Consider the following 25,716-nt stretch of genomic DNA (forward strand, 5'->3'; position numbering starts at 1 on the left):
CAACGACAATAGATTAGAACACTAAGGATTCTGGAGAAATCAATGGCCTCGCGCTTTTCGTCCCTGCCGCAAATCCCGACGGCCATTGTGGGCAGCTATCCGCAGCCCGGCTGGCTCATCGACCGGCAGCGGCTGGGCGAACGGCTGCCGCCGCGCACCCGCGCGGACGAGCTCTGGCGGCTCGAAGGCGAAGATCTGGCCGAAGCCCAGGATGCAGCGACGATGCTTGCGATCGGCGACCAGAAGGCTGCCGGGATCGATATTCTGGGCGATGGCGAAATTCGCCGCGAAAGCTATTCGAACAGGCTCGCCAATGCGCTCGACGGGATCGACATCGACAACCCGGGGACCGCGATCGACCGGACCGGTGCCGAAAATCCGGTGCCGCGTGTCACCGGCGCAATCCGCCGCGCCCGCTCCATCGAGGTCGACGAGGCGCGGGAGCTTCGCGCTCGCACGGACGAGGTCATCAAGATCACGCTCCCCGGCCCTTTCACGCTCACGCAGCAGGCGCAGAACGATCACTATCCGGACGAAGCATCGCTGGCGATGGCCTATGCCGAAGCGTTGAACGAGGAAATTCGCGAACTGTTCGCCGCCGGTATCGATATCGTCCAGCTCGACGAACCGTATCTCCAGGCGCGGCCCGACGCCGCCCGCGAATATGCCATTCCCGCCATCGACCGCGCGCTTGAAGGTACCGACGGCTTGTCCGCGCTGCACATCTGTTTCGGCTATGCCCATGTCCATCGTGGCGCGGCAAAACCGGGCGGTTACGCCTTTTTGCCCGAACTCAACGTGTCGCGCATCGACATCATCTCGATCGAGGCCGCCCAGCCCGATCTCGATCCTTCGATCCTGCGGAAGCTTCCCGACAAGCGTATCATGTACGGCGTTCTCGATCTCAACGACCCCGAAGTGGAAACGGCCGAACAGGTGGCCGCGCGATTGCGCGAGGCTCTCGACCACATGGATGCCGAGCGGCTGATCGCCGCGCCCGATTGCGGCATGAAATATCACAGCCGCGAAAACGCCTTCGCCATGCTGGCCGCGATGGCCGAGGGCGCCGCGCTGGTGCGCGAGGAACTGAAACAGTAGCGCTTCGCGCGATCCAGCCAGCCTTGGACCACGGACGGTTGACCGGCGCGGCGAACGCTATGCCTTTTCGGACGGCCGCTTGTCGTGCTCGTCGAAGCCCAGTGCAAGGTTCTCGGACATCCGCTTCAGCACCGACAGGCACAGCTCGAGATCGGCCTCGGCGATGCCCTCGGTCGCGACCGTGTTGATCTCTGCGGCATAGGGCATCAGCTTTTTTTCGAGCGCCCTTCCCCGATCGGTGAGCAGGACACTGAAGCGGCGCCGGTCTTCGGTATCGCGTTTGCGGGTCACCAGTCCGTCCTCGACCATCGAATTGACGATCGTCGCGGTGGTGTTCTCGGCGACGTTCGTCATATCGCTCAGATATTTCTGGCTCACGCCGTCGCGAATCCACAAGACACGCAGATAATACCAGAAGCCGCTCTTGACCCCCTGCCGCGAAAGACAGGCATTGAGAAATCGGTCGAAGCGCCGGTGCGCCCGGCGGACCTGATATCCCGCACTCGCTTCCGGGCTGACGGGCGTGGGGCTGGACGACGGCGGTATTGTCCGGACTCGATCGGCCATCGCCTCAGATCACGAATTCGGCGAAGGTTTCTGGCGCGAACATCTCTTCGACGGTCAGTCGCCGGCCGGAGAGCCCCTGTTCGTGGTGATAGCGGGTGAAGGTTTCGATCACCGCGCGATTGGGTTCGACGCCATAGGGCCACCAGTTCGACCCCATCGTCGCGATCGTGTCCTCTACCATCGCGATCTGCCAGGGCAGCATCGTCTTCAGCGAGGCCGAGACCTTGAGCTGTTCATAGGTCTGCTGCTGCGCCTCGACGAACGCCTTGTAGAGCGCCTGCGCGATCCAGCGGTTCTGCTCATACACTTCGCGGCGGATCGCGACGACGTGCATGATCGGAAAGATGCCGGTCTTCGCATAATAGGCCTTTTCGACATCGACGAAGTCGGGGAACAGCCGCCGGACCTTGTCGGGCTCGCTGTAGAAGGTCGAGGGGGCGCGCGCGGTATGCAGCGCGTCGATCCCGCCATCGGCCAGCATCCGCGTCAGCGTCTGCGTCGGGCCGACCGGTTCGACCCGGAACTTGTCGGGTAGGTCGAGCTTGAGCTTCTCGTCGCGTCCCGGCGATTCCTCGCCGCCGGTCACATAGGTTACCGACGACGGATCGACGCCATATTCGTCCTGCAGGATGCCGCGGATCCAGACCGGCGCCGTCATCTGATATTCGGGGACGCCGATCCGCTTGCCGACCAGATCCGCGGGCCGTTCGATGCCGCTCTTCGCGGAGACGAAGATGCACGAATGGCGGAAGAAGCGCGACGGGAAGACGGGGATCGCGATGAAGGGGGGATTGTCGCGCGCGAGCGTGACGCAATAGGAGGACATCGACATTTCGGAGACGTCGAATTCCTGAAATTTCGCCATGCGGAAAAAGGTTTCCTCGACCTCGAGCGCCTGGAAATTGAGATCGATGCCGTCGGGCCGCACCGCGCCCGTTTGCAGCGCTTCGGTGCGGTCATAGGCCCAGCAGGCGAGCGAAAGGTTGAGGCGGGTCACGGTCGGTTCTTCTCCAATATGGCGTCGATGAGCGATGCCGGCGCGACGTCGCGCTGCGTCCGGCTCGATTGCAGCAGGGCCTCGCAGCAGGCCATGGTGTCGACGCCCCAGCGCCCGTCATGGACGGGCTGCCGGTCGCCGGCGATGGCGCCGACGAATTCGTCGATCACCTCGACACGCGGCAGCCGGGGCGGCGCGATGGCGACGGTGCGCCGCTCGGTATCGCCATAGACGGTGATCTGCGTAGGCGAGACCTTGAAATCGGCCTTCTCGCAGCTGACGAGGAGAAAGCCGAAATGTTCGTGATGGGGGGCGCGCGGCGGGCTGTCGGTTTCGCTGCCGGGGCGGTAGGTGCGGCCGATCTTCGCGGCGATCTCGTCCTCCGGCGTCATGCCGGCAAGCTTGCGCCGCGCCGCGCCATAGGCCTCCGGGTCCTTTTCGAACCCCAGTTCGGAGATCCAGCCGACCAGTTCGTCGACATCGTAATGCGCATAACCGCTATAGCTGAGCGTCGCCCAGGCGCCGCCTTCGAAGGTCATCAGCGCCGAATAGGCGCCCTCGCTCGGGCGGCGTTCGTCCCAGTTTCCGGCGGTCGCGCGGATCGATGCGACCGGCAGGCCGGCGATCCGGCGGACGAGATCGATCTGGTGCGCGGCCTGGCTGTAGACGACGCCGCCGCCGCGCGCCGTATCGAGCTCCTCGGGGCGGCGCGGGCGATACATGAAATCGGTGAAGTTGAAGGTCGTGATCATCCTGATCGCGCCGAAATCGCCCGAAGCGACGAGATCGGCCGCCTTCTGCACCGGCGCATCGAAGCCGTGGCTGGGGCCGACGATGATGACCTTGCCCGCCCGCCGCGCCGCGGCGTCCATCGCCATGCAGTCTTCAAGGCCGATCGCCATCGGCTTTTCGACGAGCACATGCTTGCCCGCGTTCACAGCCGCGATCGTGTGCTCGGCATGAAGCTCATGCGGCGTGGCGACATAGACGGCGTCGATATCGCCGCGGGCCAGCAGATCGTCGAAACTGTCGTAGGCGAGGGCGTCGAACTGTTCGGCGAAGTGCGCGCGCGGCTCGGGCCGTAGCGAGAAGGCCGCGCGCAGCCGGATCGCCGGATTGTCGCGCAGCGCCGGCAGCGTGAGCATGAAGCCGCGTCCTAGGCCGACAATTCCGAGGTTGATCGTTTCCATCGCCCGCCATTCATCCGCTCGGGCTCAAGGCCGAGATGCTCGCTTGCATCGAAAGATACTTCGGTATAGAAGTAATTGCAACTGGGGCTTTCCCGGTCCCGATGGTATGAAGCCTGCGTCCGACCCGCAGGCAATGTGAACGGGAAAGGCCGGCATGACGCCTGAACAGAACGACCTCCTGTGCCGCGTCGAGGGCGATGCCCCCATGGGCAAGCTGATGCGGCAGCACTGGATCCCGGCCTGCATGATCGAGGAGGTCGCCGATCCCGATTGCACGCCGCTGCGCGTGCGTCTGCTCGGCGAGAACATGGTCGTCTTTCGCGACAGCGAGGGGCGGATCGGCGTGCTCGACGAGCTGTGCCCGCACCGGCGCGCTTCGCTCGTCTTCGGCCGCAACGAGGAATGCGGGCTGCGCTGCCTCTATCATGGCTGGAAGTTCGACGTTGACGGCAATGTGCTGGAAATGGCGTCCGAGCCCGAGGATTCGCACATGCGCGGCAAGGTGAAGGCGCGCGCCTTCCCGGCGATCGAATCGGCGGGCTTCGTCTGGGTCTGGATGGGCGATCCCGACGATGTCGGCGCGTTCAATGCGCCCAACTGGTCGAGCGCACCGGCCGACAAGATCGCGATCGTGAAGATGCACGGCGCGTGCAACTGGGCGCAGATCCTGGAAGGATCGATCGATTCCTCGCACAGTTCGAGCCTGCATTCGACCAACATGCCGACCGCCGATACTGTTAGCGGATCGACCGCGACCGAGACCGCCTGGCTGCGCCCCTCGGCCGACAAATCGCCGCGCATCGAGGTGCAGAAGACGTCTTTCGGCTTCCGCTATGCCGCGATCCGCAAGCCGATCCAGGATGCCGACAAGCAGGATTATGTCCGCACAACGCTGTTCATCGCGCCGTTCACCGTCGTCATCCCGTCGAACGACCGATATCATCTCAGCCAGTTGCTGATCCCGATCGACGACGAGAACACGTCCTTCTACTGGATCGCCTGGCATAGCGATGCCGACAAGGGCATCGACCAGGACGCGTGGCGCAAATTCTGCGGCGCCGAGATCGGCAAGGATGTCGAGCCCGTGACCTTCAAGAAGATGCGCAATTACGAGAACAACTATCTGCAGGATCGCGCGGCGATGAAGGCCGGCGACTTCACCGGCATCTACGGCATCCCCGCGCAGGACATGGCGATGTGGGAATCGATGGGCACGATCGCCGATCGCAGCGAGGACAATCTGGGCACCAGCGACAAGGCGATCTTCACCTTCCGCACGCTTATGTATCGCGCCGCGCAGGCCGTCGAAAAGGGCGAGCCAGCCATCGGCACGGTGGGCAGCGTGGTCCCGCAAGCGACGCTGATGTCGTTCCAGGGCATGGTGCCCAAGGGCGAGGATTGGAAGGATCGCAATATTTCCGCCGAGGAGCGCGCTGCTCGCGACTCCGGTACGGAGGCGCCAGCCGCAACGGCTCAGGAACCAGCCGGGTAACGCAGCCGGACCGGCCAGACCGCGCATCCCGCCATTTGGCGTTTCATCAGCTCCACCCGTCCTGCGCCTCGAGGCTCTCGGCGAGTTCGCCGATGACCCGGTAGCAATCGAGCACCTGTGCGACCGAGCTGTTCGGCTCGCGCTCTTCGCGGATCGCGGCGACGAATTCGCGGTCCTGCAGCTCGATACCGTTCATGCTGATATCGACGTCCGACACGTCGATCGGCTGCTCGCGCCCGTCGACGAGGTCGTCGTAGCGCGCGATATAGGTGCCGGTGTCTCCGATATAGCGGAAGAAGGTGCCGAGCGGCCCGTCATTGTTGAACGACAGCGCCAGCGTCAGGATCTGGCCGTCCTCGGTCTTCATCTGGATCGACTGGTCCATCGCAATGCCGAGATCGGGATGCCTGGGCCCCTGCAGGATGTTCGCCTTCACGACCTTGCTGCCGGTCATATACTGGAAGATGTCGATCGAGTGCGCCGAATGGTGCCAGAGCAAATGGTCGGTCCAGCTGCGCGGCAGGCCCTTGGCGTTCATGTTCTGGCGGCGGAAGAAGAAGGTCTCGACGTCCATCGCCTGGATCGTGAACTCGCCGGCCTCGATCCGCTTCTTCACCCATTGATGGCTCGGGTTGAAGCGGCGGGTGTGGCCGACCATGCAGACGAGACCGGTCTCCTGCTGCTTGTCCATCACCGCCTGCGCATCGGCCCAGCTGTCGGCGAGCGGGATTTCGACCTCGACATGCTTGCCCGCATCCATGCAGGCGATCGCTTGCTCGGCGTGCATCTGCGTCGGGGTGCACAGAATCACCGCGTCGACATCGTCACGCTCGAGAACCTCGCCGAGTTCGGTGCCGAAATGCCCAGCGCCGTACTTTTTCGCCGCGGCCTCGGCCTGGTCGCGCGTGCGGCTGATGATCGAGGTGACCTCGACGTCGTCGATCCTTTCAAGCCCGTCGAGATGCTTTTCCCCGAAGGCGCCTGCCCCGGCCAGTGCGATGCGAACCATGTGAATTCTCCTGTGTCTGTTGCGTGCGGCGCGGCGCCCTAGGGCGCGCTGCGCTTACCGGATGGCCGCCTGCGCGGCTTCGTTATTGCCTTCGAGCGTCGGCGAGGGCGGGACGGTCGGATCGACCGGGTCGAGCACCAGATGGCCGAGCGCCGAATTGCTGACGGGGACGTGATAATGGCGGTGCAGCGCGCGCGTTTCGCGCCCCAGCGCGCCGCGCATGATCAGCCACATGACGAGCTCGATTCCCTCGCTGCCCGCCTCGCGCAGATATTCGATATGCTGGACGTGGCGCAGCGCCTGCGTGTCGCCGATCAGCCGGTCGAGGAAGTCATTGTCCCATTGACGGTTGATCAGCCCGGCGCGTGGCCCCTGCAACTGGTGGCTCATCCCGCCCGTGCCCCAGACATGGACCTTCAGATCCTCATCGAAGCTCGCCACCGCGCGCGCGATCGCCTCACCGAGCAGCCAGCAGCGATTGCCCGAGGGCGGCGGATAGGTGACGACGTTGACCGCAAGCGGGACGACCCTGACCGGCCAAGCCTCGACACCCGCGCCGAACATCATCGTCAGCGGTACGGTGAGCCCGTGATCAACCGCCATGTCGTTCATGATCGTCATGTCGAATTCGTCGAGGATCAGGCTCTGCGCGATATGCCAGGCAAGATCGGGATGGCCGATCACATCGGGCACCGGTCGCGGTCCGAAGCCTTCGTCCGCGATGCCGAAGCGCTCGGCGCAGCCGATGGCGAAGGTCGGGATCATGTTCATGTCGAACGCCGAGGCGTGATCGTTGTAGACGAGGATGACGACATCGGGCCGGCCCTCCTCGGCGATCCATTTGCGGGTCCATTCGAACCCGTCGAAAGCGAGCTTGAAAGGGGGCTCGTCGGCCTTGCCCTGATCGGCGGCATAGCCGAGCACGGGGATGTGGCTGCAGGCGATGCCTGCGGTGATCCGCGCCATGTCAGCGCCCCTCCTTCTTCGATCGCTGGCCCTCGGGCGAACGGCCGCCGGCCTGCATCATCGCCTGGTAGGCCTCGACGCTCATCCCCGTCATCGTCGAGACCGCCTCGACGAAGCTCAGCCCGTCGGTCGAGAAGACCTTGGCGAGGAAATAGATGTTGCCGCCAAGATCGAGCAGCCGGTTATAGTCGCGATCGAGTACGGCCTGCTTCTGCGCCTCGCTCATCGGCCATTCGTCGAGATAGCCGCGCTCATCGGCCTTGAAGCGTTCGCGGTTCTCCGCCTTCATCAGGCTCATCGCAAACTGGTTGAGGTGATAGCCCGCGCGGGCACGCTTGGCGGTGTAGACGCGCGTCCCGGGGATATCCTCGAACTCGGCGAGATAGGAATGGATGTCGCGCGGGCCGCTCACAGCCCCCTCTCCTTCAGCTGCGCATCAAGCCGCGGGAAGACGCGCCGCGTATTGCCCTCGAAGATCGCGTGGCGCTGTTCGTCGCCGATGTCGAGCGCGTCGATATAGCGCTTGGTGTCGTCGAAATAGTGGCCGGTCTCGGGATCGATGCCGCGCACCGCGCCGACCATCTCGCTGCCGAACAGGATGTTCTTGGTATCGATCACCTCGGCCATCAGGTCGATCCCCGGCTGGTGATAGACGCAGGTATCGAAGAACACATTGTTCATCAGATGCGTGTCGAGGCTCGGCTGGCCGAGCATGTCGGCGAGCCCGCGATAGCGGCCCCAGTGAAAGGGCACCGCGCCGCCGCCATGCGGGATGATGAAGCGCAGTGTGGGGAAGCGGGCGAACAGGTCGCCCTGCAGCAATTGCATGAAGGCGACCGTGTCGGCGGCGAGATAAAAGCCGCCGGTCGCGTGCATCGCCGGGTTGCAGCTGCCCGACACGTGGATCATCGCCGGCACGTCGAGATCGCACATCGCTTCGTAGAGCGGGAACCAATAGGGATCGGTGAGCGGCGGATGATCGAACCGGCCACCGCCTGGATCGGGATTGAGGTTGCAGCCGACAAAGCCCAGTTCCTCGACGCAGCGGCGCAGCTCGGTCACGCTCGCGGCGAGATCGGCGTTGGGGCTCTGCGGCAGCATGCACACGCCCGCGAAGGTCTCCGAGAACAGCTGCGTCACGCGATGGATAAGGTCGTTGCAATGCGTCGCCCAGGTCGCGCTGACCTGCTGGTCGCCGACATGATGCGCCATCGCCGATGCGCGCGGCGAGAAGATGGTGAGATCGGCGCCGCGTTCGCGGATCAGCCGCAGCTGGTTGTCCTCGATCGTCTGGCGGATCTCGTCGTCGGAAATCTCGGGATAGGGCGGCGGCTCGCGGCCCGCGTCGTACGCCGCCTTCTGCTCTTCGCGCCAGGCGTCATGCGCCTTTGGCAGCACCGTGTAATGGCCGTGGCAATCGATCACGAGCGTCATGCCGCGTCCCTTTCCTCGCGCTTGCCGCCGGCCGCGGCCCGCTGACGCGCCACGGTGCCGCGCGTCATCACCGGATCGACGCCGAGCGCGCTCAGCGTCGCCGCCGCCTCCTCCATCTCGGCCGAGCGCCGCGCCCCGTGGACGCGCATCCGCTTGCGGTTATAGGCCGCGCGCGTCGCCCAGCCATCGCCGCGCTCGCTCGCGTCGAGCGAGGCGAGCACCTCTTCGGCAACGCCCGCCGCTTCGGCCGCGGCCATCATCTCGTCGGTCAGCGCCTCGATCCCCTTGACCATGACCGATCGGATCATCTTGATCGCCGATGCCTGGCCGACCGCATCGCCGACCGCGCGCACATTCGCGAAGCCGAGATCGGACAGCCGCGCGCACGCATCCTCCGCCGCAGCCCCCGATACGAGCAGCGGCACCTGCAGCGCGCCGGGCCGCACCGGCGCCAGGATCGCGACGTCGACATAGCGTCCGCCCGCCGCCTCGATGGCCTTCGCCGCGCGGCGCTTGGTGTCGGGCGCGACCGAGTTCATGTCGCACCAGAGGGCCTGCGCTCCCATTTCGGCCGCGCATTGGTGTGCCGCCGCGAGCGCGCTGTCCGCCGTCACCAACGAAAACGCGAGCGGCGTCCCCCCGAGCGCCGCCGCGCGATCGCCGGCCACCGACAGTCCAGCAGCCTCGATCGCGTGCTCGCGCGCGCGATCGATGTCGAACGCAACCGCCGTTTTGCCCCATTGCGCGGCGGTCGCGAACGTCTCGCCCGCCTCGCCGAAGCCGATCAGCGCCAGTTGCTTGTTCATCCGGCCCTCTTGCCCCGCGCCCCGGCCGGCCTCCAATGAATAGCGCGGCGATGCGATAATTTTTTACGAAATCTGCTGGGCGATATCCTGCAGGATGGCGATCATCTCGCGCTGCGGCGCCGTCGGCCGCCAGTCGCGCCGCGTCGTGATGCCGATCGTACGGCGGACAGGCACCGGCGGCGCCCGGCCGATCAGCAGCCCGGCCTCGATCTCGACGCGCAGCTGATCGGGCGAGAGCAAGGTCAGCGCATCGCTTTCGCGGATCAGCTCGCGGATCGTCAGCACCGATCCGCACTCGATCGACACATGCGGCAGATCGGCGTGCTCTCCGCCCATCATGCCGCGCCAATAGCCGCGCAGCGGCGTGTGCAGCGACGGCAGGATCCAGGGATATCGGTGCAGGTCGGCGACGCCGATCGTTCGCGCCTTGGATAGCGGGTGGCCCTGACGCATCACGAGCTGCGGCCGATCCTCGAACGACGCCGCCTGTTCGAGATCGTCGAGCGCCTCCTCCTCACGCAGCGCGCCGAGCAGGAAATCGATCTCGCCATCGCGCAGCGGCCCGGCAAGCTCGCTATGGCTGCCCTCGATCACGGCGATGTCGACATTGGGCCGATCGGCGGCGAAGCGCGCGATCGACAGCGGCAGCCAGCGTGCGCGCGACAGCGGCATCGCGCCGATCACGATCTTGCCGCCCGCCTTGCCGAGCCAGAGCGAAACCTCCGCAAAGCCGCTGCGCAGCTCGGCAATGGCGATGCCGAAGCGCCGCGCGCGCGCTTCGCCCTTCGGCGTCAGCGCGATATGCCGGCCCCGGCGCTCGACCAGCCGCTCGCCGAGCGCCAGCGACAAATCGTTGACAGCCCGGTGCAGCGAGGCGGCGCTGAGCCCGGTTCGCTGCGCGGCGGACGCATAGCTGCCGGCGCGCGACAGCGACAGGAAGGCGCGGATCTGCGTTGCGGTGACGCGCGGCGAGCCGATCTCGGCGATCGCTCGTTCGGCGCGCGGGGCGAGCAGCAGCGCCGACTCGGTCGGTCGCATGCCCCCCGGCTCGCGATCGAAGAGCTGACAGCCGAGATCCTTTTCCAGTCGCGCAATCGCCTGGGTCAGCGCAGGCTGCGTCAGGTTGACCGCCCGCGCCGCGCGCGTCACCGATCCGTGCGCCACCGTCGCGGCGACGGCGGCGATGTGCCGGATATTCGGAAGCTGGTCGATCACGCGGTTCGATTAGCAAATATTTATGTCCCGGCATATCTTTGCATTGGCGGCCCTCGCGCGGTCGTCGCATGCAGCGATCCGAACGCGGAACGGCCGATCGGAGGCAAGGACGAATGGGCATCGTGGTGCAGAATATCGAGCGCGCCGACGCCGCCGTGATTGACGGTCTGGCCGAATGCGGCGTCGCCACGGTGCACGAGGCGCAGGGCCGCGCCGGTCTGCTCGCCAGCCATATGCGGCCGATTTACCCCGGCGCTCGAATTGCCGGAAGCGCCGTCACGATCAGCGCCCCGCCCGGCGACAACTGGATGCTGCACGTCGCGATCGAGCAGCTGCAGCCGGGCGATGTGCTCTTGCTCGCGCCGACGAGCCCCTGCGAGGACGGCTATTTCGGTGATCTCCTCGCGACGAGCGCCAAGGCGCATGGCTGTCGCGGATTGATCATCGATGCCGGGGTGCGCGACGTGCGCGACCTCACCGAAATGCAATTCCCCGTCTGGTCGAAGGCGATCTTCGCACAGGGGACGGTCAAGAACACGCTCGGCAGCGTCAACGTGCCGGTCGTGTGCGCCGGCGCGACGGTCTCACCCGGCGATGTCGTCGTCGCCGACGATGACGGCGTGTGCGTCGTCAGATGCGCCGATGCGGCCTCGGTCCTCGAAAGGGCCCGCGCGCGCGCGGCGAACGAGGCCAAGAAGCGCGAGACGCTCGCCTCGGGCGTCCTCGGTCTCGACATGTACGCGATGCGCGAACGGCTCGAGGCCGAAGGGCTGAAATACGTCTGATGCAAGCCTCGGCACCCGTGATCTGGATGCGCGGCGGCACGTCGAAGGGCGCCTATTTCCTCGCCGACGACCTGCCGACCGACCGGGCCGAACGCGACGCGTTCCTGTTGCGCATCATGGGCAGCCCCGACCCGCGCCAGATCGACGGCATGGGCGGCGCCGACCCGCTGACGAGCAAAGTCGCCATCGTCAGTCCATCGGTGCGCGCAGGCATCGATGTCGATTATCTCTTCCTCCAGGTCTTCGTCGATCAGGCGATCGTCTCGGACCAGCAGAATTGCGGCAACATCCTCGCCGGGGTCGGCCCCTTTGCGATCGAGCGCGGCCTCGTCGCGCCGACCGGCGATCGAACGCGCGTCGCGATCCACATGGAAAATACCGGCCAGACCGGGATCGCAACGGTCGAAACGCCGGGCGGCATCGTCACCTATGCGGGCGATGCACGGATCGACGGGGTGACCGGGACGCACGCGCCCGTCCCGCTCGAATTTCGCGACACGGCGGGATCGAGCTGCGGCGCGCTGCTGCCGACGGGCAATCCGGTCGATGAGGTCGAGGGCGTTGCCTGCACGCTGATCGACAACGGCATGCCCTGCGCCGTCTTCAGGGCGAGCGATGTCGGCGCCACCGGCCATGAGACCCGCGAGGAGCTCGAGAGCGAAGCCTATGCGCCGATCCGCGCAAGGATCGAGGCGATCCGCCTCGCCGCCGGGCCGATGATGAAGCTGGGCGATGTCGCCGACGCTTCGGTGCCGAAGATGACGCTCGTCGCCCCGCCCAGGGATGGCGGCGCGATCAGCGTGCGCGTCTTCATCCCGCACCGCGCGCACGCCTCGATCGGCGTTCTCGGCGCCGTCACCGCCGCGACCGCCTGCCTGATCGACGGATCGCCCGCCGCCGGGGTCGCGATATTGCCCGAGGGCAAGCGCAAGACGATCAGCATCGAACATCCGAGCGGCGAGATGAGCTGCATCCTCGAAGTGGGCGATGCCGGCGATGTCGTCTCGGCTGCGCTGCTGCGCACCGCACGCAAGCTGATGACCGGAGAAGTCTATGCCTGAGCGGATCGTCTCCTGGCATGCCGACCCGTCGACACCCCGCTACACGCCGCCGCCGGGCGCGGTCGATGCGCATTGCCATGTCTTCGGCCCGATGGCGCGCTTCCCGTTCAGTGCCAAGGCAAAATATCTGCCCAAAGATGCGGGGCCGGAGATGCTCTTCGCGCTGCGCGATAAGCTCGGCTTTGCGCGCAACGTCATCGTCCAGGCGAGCTGCCACGGCACCGACAACGCCGCGACGCTCGATGCGATCGCGCGGTCCGGCGGCAGGGCGCGGGGCGTCGCCGTCGTCGACCCGGCGATTTCGGAAAACGATCTCGCGCGGCTGCACGAGGGCGGGATGCGCGGCGTGCGTTTCAATTTCCTGAAGCGCCTCGTCGACGATGCGCCCAAGGACCGCTTCCTCGCGCTGAGCCGACGGCTGCCCGAAGGCTGGCACGTCGTCATCTATTTCGAGGCCGATATCCTCGAGGAACTGCGCCCCTTCGTCGACGCGATCCCGGTTCCGATCGTGATCGATCATATGGGCCGGCCCGACGTGACGCAGGGGCCCGACGGCGCCGATATGCGCGCCTTCCGGGCGCTGCTCGGCAGCCGCGAGGATATCTGGACCAAGGTCACCTGCCCCGACCGGCTCGACCCCGCCGGCCCGCCCTATGACGCCTTCGTCGAAGCGGTCCGCCCGCTCGTCGCCGACTATCCGACGCGCGTCCTTTGGGGCACCGATTGGCCGCATCCAAACCAGCAGGACGTGCTGCCCAACGACGGAAGCCTCGTCGACATCATTCCGCGCATCGCTCCGACCGAAGAGGCGCAAGAGCTGCTCCTCGTAGACAACCCGATGGCGCTCTACTGGCCCGAGATCGGGGCGGCCAGACAATAAGACCAATGCGCCCGCTTTGGAGCGCGAGACACGAAACCCTACTGTCGAAAGGAAAAGCATTGAGAGACTTCTGACATCCCCAATTTTTGGGACCTCCCCATTTGGGTGGTCCACCGGTTAGGTTAGCGTTCCGATAGTTGTGGTCGCCCGACTGAGCGGCCCGAAGCGTACGGTATACTCATCAATGACCGTCAGCACCCCGCTCATCACAGCATCACTCCCGTAAGCGTACGGCCGCTGCACATCGCTATCGCTTGACGGTGTTCTCAGCTTTCCAGTTCCACGGCAGCAGCTCATCGAGCTGCTTGGCAGGATATGGCGCAACAAAAAACGCGGTCCGCACGGTGAGTGAGGCGTTGCGACAAGAAAGTCCCAATGTTCGGGTTACTGAAGTGTCGCCTGGTTTTGTCGCAACCGGTTTCAGTAAAACCATCGGTGACGCCGATATTCGAAACACGATTGAAAAGCGCCAGCAGGAACTCGGGATTCCGCCCGAAACGGTCGCAGGAGCCATTGCTTATCGGGGCTTCATAGCGGTTGCACGGCTGGGACAATCTGCCGAACCTGACAGCTGGACAAACAGAGCATTTTGACCGCGAAAATCAGGACTGGCGAGAACCCATCAGCGACAAAAGATAGCAAAACCCTGGGATGCGCGGCTTACGGCAGCGGCGCTGACATCTCGACGAGATATTGGCGAAGCTGAACGGCGAGATGGTCTATGCTGGACACCCCCCGGGAACCCTCGGCGCCCAGGCGCTTCCGCACCGGCCTAGCTATCGGCACGCACATGGCGGGCGAAACCGCCGTCGACATACAGCAAGGGGCGGATGTCGGTGCACACGTTCGCACTGATGACTTCGCCGATCACGATGGAGTGGCTTGCATGCTGGAGGACTTCGCTCCGCGCGCAGACCAGCGACGCCTGCGAGCCGGCAATGACCGGAACATCGCCGCTCTCGAAATGCCAGTCGACATCGTCGAACCGCGTTTTACGAAAGCGGGGATCGGAAAAGCGGCGAACGATGTCGTCCTGGTCATCGGCAAGGATGTTGAGGCCGAACCGATCGGCCCCGACCAAAAGCGGGTGCAACCGCGCCGCCTGGTTGATACACGCCAGAATGCTGGGAGGATCGATCGACAGCGAGCAGACCGCGGTGGCGGCCATGCCCATAGGCCGCCCTTGATCCTCGAGAGTGAGGATCGTCACCGTGGCCGCAAGCCGGCGCATCGCCAGACGAAAATCAGTCTCGACCATATCGTGCATCCGGCTCGATCTTGCGGACCTGGTGCAGCATCGGCTGTCTCACCATGGCGTTCCCGCCCATGACGATATTGGCCTGGCCGACTGCTCCAACCCGGCAGCCGGCAATCCGCCACCTGGCCCGGCGGCATCGGATGCCTTGAGCGAATTCAGGGGAGGGAGACGCCGTTGTCGAGCCATGGGGGTCGGTGCTTTGTGCTAGGAGTGGAGACTGCCGATATATGGGGTTTTCTCGCGCAAACTCAACTGCAAGGCCGCTCCGCCGGGACCGCCACCGGATCCTCGTGTCCCTACCCGTCCGAACCCATCTCGCCCGGACCGATCTGTCATGACCCCATCATCTACCGCCGCTAGGATGGCCGCATGACCGACATGCTCTCCGCCGTCCCGCTTTCCTCCGCCGATGACGATCCGCAGGGATTTGCGGACCGGATCGGGTCCGCATTCGCCGGTTACGGTTTCGCCGTGGTTTCCGATCATGGCATCGATCCCGCGCTGATCGAGGAGGCCGAGGCGAAGATGCGCAAATTCTTCGCGCTGCCCGAAGCGGCGAAACGTGCCTATCATGTCGAGGGCGGAAGCGGCGCGCGCGGCTATACGCCCTTCGGCATCGAGCAGGCCCGGGACGCGACGACCCGCGACCTGAAGGAATTCTGGCATGTCGGCCGCCCGCTGCCCGAGGGGCACCGGTTCGCGAGCGTGATGCCCCCCAACATATGGCCCGGCGAGGTGCCGGGCTTTCGCAAAACGTTCTTGGCGCTGTACGCGGCGTTCGAGCAGACGGGGCTGCGGATCCTGACCGCGATCGCGCGCTATCTCGGCCTCGCGCCCGATTTCTTCGACGACACGGTGAAGGACGGCAATTCGGTGCTGCGCCTGCTCCATTATCCGCCCGTGCCCGACGGCGCAGAGGCGGTTCGCGCGGCGGCGCATGAGGACATCAATCCGATCACGCTGCTGCTCGGCGCGGAAGAGGCGGGGCTCGAACTGCGGACCCGCGACGGACGCTGGATCCCCGTATCGCCCGATGAGGGCGAGCTTGTCGTCAATATCGGCGACATGCTGCAGCGGCTGACCAACCACCGCCTCCCCTCGACCACCCACCGAGTGGCCAATCCGCCCGAGGCGCGGCGCGGAAGCGCTCGCTATTCGATGCCTTTCTTCCTGCATTTCCGTCCGGATTACCTCATCGAGACGCTGCCCGAATGTATCGCCCCGCAGCAGCCCGACCGCTATCCCGAACCGGTCACCGCGCAGGACTATCTGCAGCAGCGGCTGCGCGAGATCGGGCTGGCCTAGCGCCTGACCGCGAAACTGGTGCCCCAACAGTTTTGGGACCGGACACGAACGCCCGCTCCACCGGCCGCCTCGATTGTCCAGCCGGGGATTCGTGATATGGCCCGCACAGAGCTTGCCTACAGCGATGGAATAAGGACGCGATGGAGATTGTCACGGCGGATATCGGCGGCACCCATGCCCGCTTCGCGATCGCCACGATCGAGGGCGGGCGCGTGGCGGCGCTCGGCGAACCCGTCAAGCTCGCGACGGCCGATCATGCCAGCCTGCAGACCGCCTGGGAGGCATTCGGCCGGACGCTCGGCCGCGACCTTCCCCGCGCCGCCGCCATCGCGATCGCCGCGCCGATCCGCGGCACGGTCATCAAGATGACGAACAACCCCTGGACGGTGCAGCCGGCGCAGCTCGACCGGCAACTCGGCCTCGACAGCCATGTCCTGATCAACGATTTCGCAGCCGTCGCCCATGCCGTGGGCAGCGCGGGGCCGGAGCATTTCATCCCCGTCACGGGGCCGGACGAGCCGCTGCCCAATGATGGCGTCGTCAGCGTGATCGGGCCGGGCACCGGGCTCGGCGTCGCGCAGCTCGTCCGGCGCGGCGGGCGCAACATCGTCATCCCGACCGAGGGCGGGCATAGCGACTTCGCCCCGCTCGACGGGATCGAGGACCGGGTGCTGGCGCGGCTGCGCGAACAGCATGGCCGCGTGTCGGTCGAACGCGTCGTTGCCGGACCGGGCTTGCGGACGATCTATGCCGTGCTGGCGGAAATCGAGGGGCGGGAGATGCCGCAGGGCGACGACCGCGCGCTCTGGACGGCCGCGCTCGATGGGAGCGACAGCCTCGCCGCCGCCGCGCTCGAACGCTTCTGCCAATGCCTCGGCGCGGTCGCCGGAGATATCGCGCTGACGCAGGGGCCGGGGCCCGTGGTCATCGCCGGCGGGCTCGGCCTGCGGCTCGCGGACGCACTACCGCAATCGGGCTTTGCCGAACGGTTCGCGGCCAAGGGGCGCTACCAGTCGCTGATGCGGTCGCTGCCCGTCAAACTCATCACTCATCCCGAGCCCGGCCTCTACGGCGCCGCCATGGCCTTCGCCGAAAGCCAACGCGCTTAAACGCAAGGCATCGACAGCGGGTAGGCACATCTGCCAACGGTGGCGCGGGAGGACAGGGCGAGGCGATGGATTTCCGGCTTTCCGACGATCAAAAGGCGCTTGTCGGCGCCGCCAATGCTTTCGCCGCCGAGCTGTCGGCGAAGACCGACTACGCTGGCGATATGCCCCGCGACCTCTGGACGCTTTGGGGCGAGCAGAGATGGCTGGGTGCCTGCATCCCCGAGGCGCTGGGCGGCATGGGCCATGATGCGCTGTCGACGGTGCTGACGTTCGAGGCGATGGGCCGGGCCGGTGTGCCGCGCGGGCAGCTTTTCGCCGTCGGCGCGCATCTGTTCGGTTGCACGGTGGGGATCGCCCGGCACGGCAGCGACGCGCAGCGCGAGAACTGGTGCCCCCGCCTGTCCGCCGGCGAGGCGGTCGGCGCGCTGGCCTTTACCGATCCGGGCGGCGGCTCCAATCTCGACGCATGCGCAACGGCGATCCGCGTCGAGGACGACGAACTGCGCCTCGACGGCAGCAAGACCTTCGTCACCAACGGTGCCCATGCCGATGTCTTTGTCGTGCTCGCCGCATCCGATGACCGCAAGCCGCCGTTCAACCTGTCGGTCGTACTGGTGCCGCGCGACACGGACGGGCTGGCCATCGAGCCGCTGCAGGGGGTCACGGGCCTGCACCAGACGCACCCCGCGCGGATTACACTGACCGATTGCCGTCTGCCCGCGGATGCCGTTCTCGGGCGCGTCGGCGGCGGGATGGCCGTGCTGCTCGACATCATGCGCTGGGAACGCAGCTGCATTCTCGCCGGGCTGCTCGGCGCGCTCGAACGCGACCTCGTCGCGACGACCGGCTATCTCGAAAGCCGTGGCAGTGCGGAGAAGGCGGCGGCGCAATTCCAGGCCGTGTCGCATGCGCTGGCGCGCGTCCGGGTCGAGATCGAGAGCGCGCGCTGGCTGATGTACCGGGCGGCGGCGGAGCTCGACGGCGATGGCGGATCGCTGATCTTTGCGGCGATGAGCAAGCTGGCGACAAGCGAGACGCTCGTCGAATGCGGGTTGGCACTGCAGCGGCTCGCCGCCGGCCATGGCTGGACAGGCGGGCTGGGGCTTGCCGAAGCGCTGAACGATGCGATCGGCACGCTCTCCGCTTCGGGCACGAGCGAGGCGCAGCTCAACATGATCTATTCGCAGCTCCAGCGCGAACTGTGAGCCGGATCGTCGACGATCTGATCGCCCGCGCCCAGGCGGCGGGGGACGAGGCGGCGCTGGCCTGGAAAGACGGCGCGATCCCGGGCCGCCGCTTCTGGGACGGCGTGGCAGGACGCGCCGAATCGCTGAGCAGGTCCGGCGTCGCCCAAGGCGACCGTGTCGCAATCTGGCTGCCCAAAGGGCCAGCCACCGTCGAGACCCTGTTCGCGGTGATGATCAACGGCGCGATTGCCGTCCCGATCGATCCCGGCTTTCCCGCCGCGCGGGCGACCGCCGTCCTCGGAGAGATCGGACCGGCGATGCTCGTCACCGATGGCAAGCGGCGCGACATGCTGGCGGGCGGCGCGGTCGAGCGGAGCCGCGTCGTGGTGACCGATGCGATGGAAGGGAGCGAACCCGGCGGCGATCCGCTGGCCCGCAAAGCCATCGGCGAAGACGATCCCGCGATGATCCTGATGACGTCGGGCAGTACGGGAACGCCCAAGGGCATCGTGCTCACCCATGGCAATCTCGCGGCCTTTTCCGACTGGGCGATCGGGCAATTCGGCCTGACGCGCGAGGATCGCTTCTTCAGCCTCGCGCCGCTGCATTTCGACCTGTCGCTGCTCGACGTGCTGACGAGCCAGCGGCTCGGCGCGTCCGTCTATCTCGTCGGCGAGACCGAGGCGCTGTTTCCCGGCCCCGTCGCCATGGCGCTGGAGCGGCAGCGCGCGACCGTCTTCTATAGCGTCCCGACCACGCTCCAACGGCTGCTCAGCCATGGCGGGCTGGCGGATCGCGACCTCGGCGCGCTGCGCTGGCTGCTCTTCGCGGGCGAGGTCTTCCCCGCCCCGGTACTCGCCGCGCTGATGGAGGCGGTGCCGGAGCCGGGCTACGCCAATCTCTACGGCCCGACCGAAACCAATGTCGTGTCGTGCAAGCTGCTGGACGCCGCGCCAGAACTTGGCGAGAAGCCGAATGTCGGGTTGCCGTGCCCACACAGCGATATTTCGATCCGCGATGAGCATGGGAACAAACTTGCCACGGGCGAGACAGGCGAAATCTGCGTCGCCGGGCCGACGGTAACGCAGGGCTATTGGCGGCGTCCCGATTTGACCGCATCGGCCTTTTCCGATGCGCCGGATCGCTTGTATCATACGGGCGACTATGGCTATTTCGACGAAGCGGGCGATTTACGATATCTCGGCCGCCGCGATCGGCAGGCGAAACTGCGCGGCTATCGCGTCGAGCTGGAGGAAGTGGAGTTGACGGCAATGGACACCGGACTGGTCGAAGGCGCCGCGGCGACGGTCGCGGACGGCGCGCTCTGCCTCCACGTGGTCGCGCACGATCCGAAGGCCTTCGCCCCATCGGCGCTGACCCGGGCGCTCGCCGAACGCCTGCCCCGCTATGCTCTTCCCGACCGTGTCGAAATGCACGAAGCGTTTCCGACAACCTCGTCGGGCAAGGTCGACATGCAAGCGCTTGCGGAATGCGCCGGCGGGACAGACGCATGAGCGATACGATCGAACCCGTGGTGATCGAGAAGGTCCGCCATGTCGGCAAGGCGGTGGACGGCGACACCGAACTGACACCGGACACGCCGCTGCTCGAACGCCAGCTGCTCGATTCGGTCGAGCTGCTTCAGCTGGTTATGGAGCTGGAATCCGCTTTTGGCATCAGCATTCCGCTTGAAGAACTGGTCGAGGAGAATTTTGCCGATGTGAACCGTGTGGTCGCGCTCGTCGAACGCGCCCGTGAGCGGGCCGCGTGACCACGCTTTCGCCCGACGGTCCCGTCGACGTCGCCATTGTCGGCGGCGGGCCGGCAGGCGCTTCGCTCGCGCTGCGGTTGCTGGCGCTCGGCAGGCGGCCGCTGATCGTCGAGAAGGAGGATTTCCCGCGCTACCATATCGGTGAATCGCTGACGGGCGAATGCGCGAACCTGCTGGATGAACTTGGCCTCGGCGATTTCATGCACGGGGCCGGTTTCCCGGTGAAACGCGGCGTCATGGTTAGCGGCGCCAGCGCGACGGCGCAATTCTGGGTGCCGGTCGAAGGTCTGGCCGGGGACGGGACGCGTTTTCCCGCGACGACATGGCAGGTGCGGCGTGACGAATTCGACGCGAAGCTTCTCGATACGGCAGTCGAACGCGGTGCGCTCCACATTAAAGGCGAATGCGTCGACGTGCTGCGCGAAGGGAATCGCGTCTGCGGCGTCACGATACGCGAGGCGGACGGAACGACGCGGAATATCGAAGCGCGCGCCGTAGCCGATTGTTCGGGCCAGCACGGCTTTCTCTGCCGCAAGGGCGTGATCGGCCCGAAGGACCGGACGGGATACGAGAATCAGGTCGCGCTGTTCGCGCAGGTGAAGGGCATGCGCCGCGATCCCGAACCCAATGACGGCAGCACGCATATCTTCTACGGCCGCCGTCATCACTGGGCCTGGTCGATCCCGCTCGACGACGAAGTGACCAGCGTCGGCATCGTGCTGCCCAAGGGAAAGCTTGACCGGAACGACCGGTCGAAGGCCGAGCAGTTCGCCGAGAGCCTGTCGCTCGTGAACCCCGAACTGATCGCGCGGACGCAGCATGCCGAAATCGTGTCGGACGTCCATGCGATCTCCAACTATTCCTACCATGTCCGCGATTTCACCGGGCCGGGCTTTATCTGCGTCGGCGATTCGCATCGCTTCCTCGATCCGATCTTCTCGTTCGGTGTGCTGATCGCGCTGCAGGAGGCGAAGCTCGCCGCCACGGCGCTCAATCGCTGGCTCGACGCACCGGCGAAAATGGCGCCGCTCGACGATTATGCCGAAGCGGTGAGCCGCGCCCAAGCGGTCGTCGAATATGTCATCCGCACCTTCTGGGAATTTCCGCTCGTCTTCCTGCGCCTCGCCCATTTCAGCCATCGCGGCGACATCGCCGAGATCTTCTCCGGCCGGCTCTACAGCGAGAATGTCCGCGACATCGAAGCCGTCGGGCTGATGCGCGACCTTTTGGCGAAATCCGGGAAAATGGCGGCGTGAACCGAACGCCTCGTGCGTCCTTCGCGCCTACGGTCCGGCCGCTCGGCCGCGATCCCGAGGAAATCGATCCCGAATTCGATCGCATGATGCAGGTCGCGGGCGTCGAGCGCGACGATTTCCTCGCGCTGCTCGATAGGCCCTATGACGCGGTGACGGCAATCGTCCGCGAGGCCGCCGCCGGCCGGCCCGCCTATCCTTTCATGGCAGTACAAGAGATCGACGACAGCGCCCTGCGCGCGATGATCGAGGACGAGCCGGACGCCGATGCGCTCGCCGCGCGGCGCATTCTGACCGACCGGATCATGCAGCTCTATCTGCTGCGCGCGCTATCGGCGATGCCCGATGCCGAATTCGATACGCGCGTCTCGGTGACCGGGGCAGACCTCGTGCAAGATGCCCTTGCGGCGGGCGAAGGCGTGCTGCTGCTCAACAGCCATATCGGACCGGGCCGGCTGGTCCCGCTGATCGTGGCGCGGCTCGGCTGGCAGGTAACGTCGCTGGCACCGCACGATTTCCTGCCGATGATCGGCGTCGATTGCGGCGACCGGATCGACGTCGTCGCGCTGGCGGGCAATGCCGGGCTGGCACCGCTGGGTGCGGCACGACAGGCATTGCAGGCGGGCGGGATCGTGACCACCACCGGCGACGGGCTGCGCGGCCGAGGCAAGGACGTCTATCCGTTTCTGGAGTCCGAGCGGCCTTTCACCGACAGCTTCGCCTTCCTCTCGATCGCCTCGGGCGCGCGGTGCCTGCCGGTCTTCATGCATTGCGAGGAAGATGGCGCGATCGCGATGGATATCTGCCCGGCCATCGAAACCGGCGACCCGGCAGCGCCGGTGCGCGAGCGGATCGAAGCCATGACCCGCGACTATATCGACATTCTCGAGCAGCGATGGCTGTCGGATTTCACCAACCTGCCGGCCCGGTCCGTCGCGATGTACAATCGGGAGTTTCGCGGACGGCGCAAGCAGGACAGCTGACCGGTTGCCAATCCGATTGCGTTAGATCGATCGAGATTCGGCCCGGGCGAGATAATGCGCCACCGTTGCTTCCAGTCCGGTCTCGAATTCGGTTGCCGGACGGAAACCGATCTCGGTTCTCGCCCGTTTCGCATCGATGGCATAGCGGCGATCATGGCCGGGGCGATCCGCGACATGCCGGATCAGCGACGCGCACGCATCGCCGCCCGCTGCGGGGCAATCCGGGAAGCGTTCACTTAGCGAGGCATTCCGGGCAAAGGCGCGATCGATGGCGGCGCAGAGTCTTTCGACGAGATCGATATTCGCCCATTCCGCCTCGCCGCCCAGATTGTACGTCCGGCCGCTTTCCCCGCGATCGAGCGCCGCGGCGATCCCCGCGCAATGATCGCCGACATGGATCCAGTCGCGCACCTGCTGCCCGTCGCCATAGATCGGCAGCTCGCCGCCCGACAGCGCCCGCGTGATGCACAACGGGATGAGTTTTTCGGCAAATTGCCACGGCCCGTAATTGTTCGAACAGCGGGTGACGACCGCGTCGAGCCCATAGGTCTTGTGCCAGGCGCGGACGAGATGGTCCGATGCCGCCTTGGACGCGGCATAGGGCGAGTTGGGCGCGGCGGCGTGCGCCTCGGTGAAAGGCGCATCGTCCGGGCCGAGCGCGCCATAGACCTCGTCGGTCGAAACATGGAGGAAGCGATGCGGGCGCCCCGACCCGGTATCGAGCCAGGCGGCCTTGGCGGCGTCGAGCATCGATTGTGTGCCGTTGACATTGGTCTGCACGAACACCGCCGGCGCGGCGATCGAATTGTCGACATGGCTTTCGGCGGCGCAGTGGATCAGCCGGTCGATCCCGCGTCCGACGAGCAGCTCGCGAACCAGCGCCGTATCGCCGATATCGCCGACCACCAGTTCGACGCCGTCGACGCCCTCGATGGCTTCGGGCTGGGCAGCATAGGTCAGCTTGTCGAGGACGACGACAGCTTCGTCGGGCCGCGCACGGCGCAGATGATGCACGAGGTTGATGCCGACGAACCCGGCGCCGCCGGTAACGAGGATCGTCATTCCGAGAACTCCGACAGGGCAGCGCGGAGATTGGTGCGCCAATGGCCGGGCGTGCCCGTGATCGCCCAGCAGGCATGGCAATCGAGCACCGAATAGGCGGGGCGAGCCGCCGCACTTTCGAACGTGCTGGCCGGGATCGGCGCGATGTCCGGGACCGGGTCGATCAGGCCGAGCGCCCGCGCCTCTTCGACAATGGCAACGGCGAAATCGTAGCGGCTGGCGAGCCCGGCATCGGTATAGTGAAACAGGCCGCTTGCCCCGGCATCGACGAGCGCCCAGATCGCGCGCGCCAGGCTGTCGGCGCGGGTCGGCGTGCCGGTCTCGTCGCAGACCATGCGCATCGGATCGCCCGTCCCAGCCATCGCCAGCACCTTGCCGACGAAATCGCCGCTTCCGCCCGAATAGAGCCAGGCCGTCCGGATAACGAGCGCGCCGGCCGCCAGCGCCGCCTGCTCTCCGGCCAGTTTCGAACGCCCATAGGCGTTGATCGGCGCGGGCTCGGCATCGGTAGGGATCGGCCGCGAGGCATTGCCGTCGAACACATAGTCGGTCGAGATATGGACGAGCGGAATGCCCGTCTGCGCCAGCCGTTCAACGGCATTGGCATTGACTGCGATCGCCGGGGCGTCGTCCCTTTCTGCACCGTCGACATCGTTAAAGGCGGCACAGTTGACGATCATATCGGGCGCAATGTCCGCAATCGCCTGCCCGGCTTCGGGTGCCGCGATATCGAGATCGGCGCGCGTCTTGGCGACAACCGTCACGCCGTCCGGCGCGGCATGTCCGACGGCCCGCCCCAGCTGCCCGCCGGCGCCCGTGATCAGAACGCGCCTCCCGCTCACGGCGCCAATGAGAAAGCGGCAAGCGAAGGCGCCTCTGCATCGCGTTCGGAGAGGATCGGCTTCGCACCCGCCAGCGGCCAGTCGATGCCGATATCGGGATCGTTCCACGCCACGGCATGGTCGTCCTCCGGATCGAAATGATCCGAGCAGAGGTAGATCAGGTCGGCCGGGCCATCGAGCGTCAGGAAACCGTGCGCACAGCCTTCGGGGATGTAGAGCATCGACGGCGCGCCCTCCCCCAGCTCCTCGCCATGCCATTGCCGGAAGGTCGGCGAGGACGGGCGCAGGTCGACCGCGACATCGAAGACGCGGCCGCGCATCGCCATGACGAGCTTCGCCTGCGGACTGCGTTGCTGGAAATGCAGGCCGCGCAGGACATGGATATCGGAACGGCTGTGATTGACCTGCACAAAGGGCGCATCGAGGCCGAGATCGGCGAATTTGGCACTGTGCCAGATTTCCTCGAAATGGCCGCGGGCATCGCCGAAACGCGCGGTCGTGATCCGCAGCACGCCGGGGATATGGGTTTCCTCGGCCCTCACGAGACCGCGCCGCTCAGCAGGTCGTGCAGATAGGCGCCATATTCGCTGCCCTCTAACGGCGCGGCGAGCGCTTCAAGATCGGCATCACCGATAAAGCCCTGCCGCCAGGCGATTTCTTCGGGGCAGGCGATCTTGAGGCCTTGCCGCTCCTCGACGATCCGCACGAAGTTCGCCGCGTCGAACAAGGCCGTCGGCGTGCCGAGATCGAGCCAGGTCGTCCCGCGCCCCAGCCGCTCGACTTCGAGCGTCCCGCGTTCGAGATAGTGGCGATTGACGTCGGTGATCTCGAGCTCGCCGCGCTGCGAAGGGGCGAGCGAGGCGGCGATATCGGGCGCGATCGCGTCGTAGAGATACAGGCCGGTCACCGCATGGCGCGAGGCGGGCCGGGCCGGTTTCTCCTCGATCGATGCCGGTTTTCCTTCGGCATCGAAGCCGATCACGCCATAGGCCGTGGGATCGCCGACCTGATAGCCGAAAATCGTCGCCCCCCCATCGCGCGCCGCCGCCTTTTGCAGCAACCCGGACAGCCCCTGGCCGTAGAACAGATTGTCGCCGAGAATGAGCGCCGATGGCGCGCCGTCCAGGAAATCGCGCGCGATCAGCAGCGCCTCGGCAATGCCGTTGGGCGCGGCCTGCTCGGCATAGTCGATCCGGCACCCCCATTGCCCGCCATCGCCGAGCAGGTGCCGGAACGCACCGGCATCATGCGGCGTCGTGACGACCAGTATCTCCCTGATTCCGGCCAGCATCAGCGTCGTCAGCGGATAATAGACCATCGGCTTGTCATAGACCGGCATCAGCTGCTTCGAGACCGATCGGGTCAGCGGATAGAGCCGGCTACCGGTCCCGCCGGCGAGAATGATGCCCTTGCGTGTCAACTGTCATGCCTGCCCTTCGCGCACAC

General features: G+C 66.1%; 27 protein-coding genes. 13 read left to right on the plus strand and 14 right to left on the minus strand.

The window, feature by feature from the left end; genetic code table 11:
• Positions 1-42: 42 nt before the first annotated feature.
• A complete protein-coding gene (locus Q0139_RS03575) occupies positions 43-1,098 on the plus strand; it encodes a 5-methyltetrahydropteroyltriglutamate--homocysteine methyltransferase (RefSeq protein ID WP_298017420.1) in 1,056 nt (351 codons plus the stop codon).
• A gap of 57 nt (positions 1,099-1,155) precedes the next feature.
• Here the strand turns inward: Q0139_RS03575 and Q0139_RS03580 are convergent, their stop codons facing one another.
• The 3 genes from Q0139_RS03580 to Q0139_RS03590 are packed head-to-tail and all read right to left on the minus strand — an operon-like array spanning position 1,156 to position 3,852.
• A complete protein-coding gene (locus Q0139_RS03580; protein WP_298017423.1) occupies positions 1,156-1,665 on the minus strand; it encodes a MarR family winged helix-turn-helix transcriptional regulator in 510 nt (169 codons plus the stop codon).
• Positions 1,666-1,669: 4 nt separating this feature from the next.
• Positions 1,670-2,662 carry an ABC transporter substrate-binding protein gene (locus tag Q0139_RS03585; protein ID WP_298017426.1) on the minus strand — a complete coding sequence of 331 codons (993 nt, stop codon included), beginning with the start codon at positions 2,660-2,662 and terminating at the stop codon, positions 1,670-1,672.
• Positions 2,659-3,852, minus strand: a complete 1,194-nt coding sequence (locus tag Q0139_RS03590; protein WP_298017428.1) for a Gfo/Idh/MocA family oxidoreductase — start codon at positions 3,850-3,852, stop codon at positions 2,659-2,661. The genes Q0139_RS03585 and Q0139_RS03590 overlap by 4 nt, the downstream gene beginning before the upstream one ends.
• Positions 3,853-4,006: 154 nt before the next feature.
• Here Q0139_RS03590 and Q0139_RS03595 point away from each other — a divergent pair, with 154 nt between their 5' ends.
• Positions 4,007-5,344 carry a Rieske 2Fe-2S domain-containing protein gene (locus tag Q0139_RS03595; protein WP_298017431.1) on the plus strand — a complete coding sequence of 446 codons (1,338 nt, stop codon included), beginning with the start codon at positions 4,007-4,009 and terminating at the stop codon, positions 5,342-5,344.
• Positions 5,345-5,390: 46 nt separating this feature from the next.
• On the opposite strand, the gene Q0139_RS03600 is transcribed toward Q0139_RS03595, so the two are convergent.
• The 6 genes from Q0139_RS03600 to Q0139_RS03625 form a co-directional block, all read right to left on the minus strand.
• A complete protein-coding gene (locus Q0139_RS03600) occupies positions 5,391-6,353 on the minus strand; it encodes a Gfo/Idh/MocA family oxidoreductase (RefSeq protein ID WP_298017434.1) in 963 nt (320 codons plus the stop codon).
• A gap of 54 nt (positions 6,354-6,407) precedes the next feature.
• Positions 6,408-7,319, minus strand: a complete 912-nt coding sequence (locus tag Q0139_RS03605) for a class III extradiol dioxygenase subunit beta (RefSeq protein ID WP_298017436.1) — start codon at positions 7,317-7,319, stop codon at positions 6,408-6,410.
• A 1-nt stretch (position 7,320) separates the two neighbouring features.
• Entirely contained in the window at positions 7,321-7,731 is a 411-nt protein-coding gene (gene ligA, locus Q0139_RS03610) for a protocatechuate 4,5-dioxygenase subunit alpha (RefSeq protein WP_298017439.1), read from the minus strand.
• Positions 7,728-8,753, minus strand: coding sequence for an amidohydrolase family protein (locus tag Q0139_RS03615; protein WP_298017442.1), 1,026 nt, complete (start codon positions 8,751-8,753; stop codon positions 7,728-7,730). The genes ligA and Q0139_RS03615 overlap by 4 nt, the downstream gene beginning before the upstream one ends.
• Complete coding sequence (locus Q0139_RS03620) at positions 8,750-9,559, minus strand: NAD(P)-dependent oxidoreductase (RefSeq protein ID WP_298017445.1); 810 nt, start codon at positions 9,557-9,559, stop codon at positions 8,750-8,752. Before Q0139_RS03620 ends, Q0139_RS03615 begins: the two co-directional genes overlap by 4 nt.
• A gap of 63 nt (positions 9,560-9,622) precedes the next feature.
• Positions 9,623-10,774, minus strand: a complete 1,152-nt coding sequence (locus Q0139_RS03625; protein ID WP_298017448.1) for a LysR family transcriptional regulator — start codon at positions 10,772-10,774, stop codon at positions 9,623-9,625.
• Between the two features lie 113 nt (positions 10,775-10,887).
• Between Q0139_RS03625 and ligK the strand changes: the two genes are divergently transcribed.
• The 4 genes from ligK to Q0139_RS03645 all read left to right on the plus strand — a co-directional run bounded on the left by ligK (position 10,888) and on the right by Q0139_RS03645 (position 14,093).
• Positions 10,888-11,559 carry a 4-carboxy-4-hydroxy-2-oxoadipate aldolase/oxaloacetate decarboxylase gene (gene ligK / locus Q0139_RS03630; RefSeq protein ID WP_298017451.1) on the plus strand — a complete coding sequence of 224 codons (672 nt, stop codon included), beginning with the start codon at positions 10,888-10,890 and terminating at the stop codon, positions 11,557-11,559.
• Entirely contained in the window at positions 11,559-12,620 is a 1,062-nt protein-coding gene (locus tag Q0139_RS03635; protein ID WP_298017454.1) for a 4-oxalomesaconate tautomerase, read from the plus strand. The genes ligK and Q0139_RS03635 overlap by 1 nt, the downstream gene beginning before the upstream one ends.
• On the plus strand, positions 12,613-13,500 hold the full coding sequence (locus Q0139_RS03640) for an amidohydrolase (RefSeq protein ID WP_298017457.1): 888 nt from the start codon (positions 12,613-12,615) through the stop codon (positions 13,498-13,500). The genes Q0139_RS03635 and Q0139_RS03640 overlap by 8 nt, the downstream gene beginning before the upstream one ends.
• Positions 13,501-13,760: 260 nt before the next feature.
• On the plus strand, positions 13,761-14,093 hold the full coding sequence (locus Q0139_RS03645; protein ID WP_298017517.1) for an SDR family NAD(P)-dependent oxidoreductase: 333 nt from the start codon (positions 13,761-13,763) through the stop codon (positions 14,091-14,093).
• Between the two features lie 179 nt (positions 14,094-14,272).
• On the opposite strand, the gene Q0139_RS03650 is transcribed toward Q0139_RS03645, so the two are convergent.
• The gene (locus tag Q0139_RS03650) at positions 14,273-14,767 is read right to left on the minus strand and encodes a flavin reductase family protein (RefSeq protein ID WP_298017460.1); all 495 of its coding nucleotides are present in this window, start codon (positions 14,765-14,767) and stop codon (positions 14,273-14,275) included.
• A 360-nt stretch (positions 14,768-15,127) separates the two neighbouring features.
• Between Q0139_RS03650 and Q0139_RS03655 the strand changes: the two genes are divergently transcribed.
• From Q0139_RS03655 to Q0139_RS03685, 7 genes are all read left to right on the plus strand, one after another.
• The gene (locus tag Q0139_RS03655; RefSeq protein WP_298017464.1) at positions 15,128-16,063 is read left to right on the plus strand and encodes a 2-oxoglutarate and iron-dependent oxygenase domain-containing protein; all 936 of its coding nucleotides are present in this window, start codon (positions 15,128-15,130) and stop codon (positions 16,061-16,063) included.
• 140 nt (positions 16,064-16,203) lie between these two features.
• Positions 16,204-17,172, plus strand: a complete 969-nt coding sequence (gene glk, locus Q0139_RS03660) for a glucokinase (RefSeq protein ID WP_298017466.1) — start codon at positions 16,204-16,206, stop codon at positions 17,170-17,172.
• Positions 17,173-17,237: 65 nt separating this feature from the next.
• On the plus strand, positions 17,238-18,377 hold the full coding sequence (locus Q0139_RS03665; protein ID WP_298017468.1) for an acyl-CoA dehydrogenase family protein: 1,140 nt from the start codon (positions 17,238-17,240) through the stop codon (positions 18,375-18,377).
• Positions 18,374-19,873 carry an AMP-binding protein gene (locus Q0139_RS03670; RefSeq protein WP_298017471.1) on the plus strand — a complete coding sequence of 500 codons (1,500 nt, stop codon included), beginning with the start codon at positions 18,374-18,376 and terminating at the stop codon, positions 19,871-19,873. Before Q0139_RS03665 ends, Q0139_RS03670 begins: the two co-directional genes overlap by 4 nt.
• Positions 19,870-20,130: an acyl carrier protein gene (locus tag Q0139_RS03675; protein WP_298017476.1), complete on the plus strand. Its 261-nt coding sequence runs from the start codon at positions 19,870-19,872 to the stop codon at positions 20,128-20,130. Before Q0139_RS03670 ends, Q0139_RS03675 begins: the two co-directional genes overlap by 4 nt.
• Positions 20,127-21,386, plus strand: a complete 1,260-nt coding sequence (locus Q0139_RS03680; RefSeq protein WP_298017479.1) for a tryptophan 7-halogenase — start codon at positions 20,127-20,129, stop codon at positions 21,384-21,386. The genes Q0139_RS03675 and Q0139_RS03680 overlap by 4 nt, the downstream gene beginning before the upstream one ends.
• Positions 21,383-22,366, plus strand: a complete 984-nt coding sequence (locus Q0139_RS03685) for a hypothetical protein (protein WP_298017482.1) — start codon at positions 21,383-21,385, stop codon at positions 22,364-22,366. The genes Q0139_RS03680 and Q0139_RS03685 overlap by 4 nt, the downstream gene beginning before the upstream one ends.
• Positions 22,367-22,387: 21 nt before the next feature.
• On the opposite strand, the gene rfbB is transcribed toward Q0139_RS03685, so the two are convergent.
• The 4 genes from rfbB to rfbA are packed head-to-tail and all read right to left on the minus strand — an operon-like array spanning position 22,388 to position 25,690.
• Positions 22,388-23,428 carry a dTDP-glucose 4,6-dehydratase gene (rfbB, locus tag Q0139_RS03690; protein ID WP_298017484.1) on the minus strand — a complete coding sequence of 347 codons (1,041 nt, stop codon included), beginning with the start codon at positions 23,426-23,428 and terminating at the stop codon, positions 22,388-22,390.
• Entirely contained in the window at positions 23,425-24,270 is an 846-nt protein-coding gene (rfbD, locus tag Q0139_RS03695; RefSeq protein ID WP_298017487.1) for a dTDP-4-dehydrorhamnose reductase, read from the minus strand. The genes rfbB and rfbD overlap by 4 nt, the downstream gene beginning before the upstream one ends.
• Entirely contained in the window at positions 24,267-24,812 is a 546-nt protein-coding gene (rfbC, locus tag Q0139_RS03700) for a dTDP-4-dehydrorhamnose 3,5-epimerase (RefSeq protein WP_298017490.1), read from the minus strand. The genes rfbD and rfbC overlap by 4 nt, the downstream gene beginning before the upstream one ends.
• A complete protein-coding gene (gene rfbA / locus Q0139_RS03705) occupies positions 24,809-25,690 on the minus strand; it encodes a glucose-1-phosphate thymidylyltransferase RfbA (RefSeq protein WP_298017493.1) in 882 nt (293 codons plus the stop codon). Before rfbA ends, rfbC begins: the two co-directional genes overlap by 4 nt.
• Positions 25,691-25,716: the final 26 nt, after the last annotated feature.

Source organism: uncultured Parasphingopyxis sp. (genome assembly GCF_937129435.1).
Classification (GTDB): Bacteria; Pseudomonadota; Alphaproteobacteria; order Sphingomonadales; family Sphingomonadaceae; genus Parasphingopyxis.